Here is a 629-nt window from a genome sequence, read left to right as displayed (position 1 = left end):
AATACGATAAGGCGTATGGCTTCGTAAGCCACGACTTTGTGCCGCTGACGCCTTTTGTTATTGCGCCAAATATGGATCTAGAGGCTGAAACTTCGGACTCGTTTGAAATCGGTAACAAATTCGATAATGGCCGAGCGCAACTTTACGTTTCTGCGTTTTACAACAAGTTCCAAAACTTCATTGATGTTGTTACCACGGGTCAAGATAACTTCGGCAACTACGTCAAGCAATACGAAAACTTACACGGCGTTGAAACCTACGGCGCGGAGCTTTCTGCTGCGTATGCTTTCACATCGTCTTGGAAGCTAAGTACCAAGCTTGGTTATGTGGACGGAAAGGACGCTGAGGGCGAATACGTTCGTAGCATCACGCCTTTTGAGGGCAATGTTGGGCTGAACTACCAGCAACAAGACTTTAATGCGTTCGCGACGTGGAATTGGGCTGGTTCGATGGATCGTGTGCCGAGTTGCCAAACGTCGCTCGGACAAAAGACAGAATGCGCACAAACAGAGGCATGGAACACGCTCGATTTGGGGGCAAGTTACCAAATCACCAAAGATTTTCGTTTGAGTGCGACCATCATCAACCTGTTCGACAAAGAATACATTCGTTACCAAGACGTTGCTGGC

The 629-nt window shown here is 47.7% G+C and carries 1 protein-coding gene; it reads left to right on the top strand.

From position 1 onward, the window contains the following. The coding region (locus R7Q46_RS27975; protein ID WP_318078406.1) for a TonB-dependent receptor domain-containing protein at window positions 1-629 on the top strand (629 nt) is incomplete at both ends.

The sequence above is a fragment of the Vibrio sp. 811 genome, from assembly GCF_033339195.1.
The sequence above is the reverse complement of the archived record's forward strand: the minus strand, read 5'-3'. Positions and strand labels throughout refer to the sequence as shown.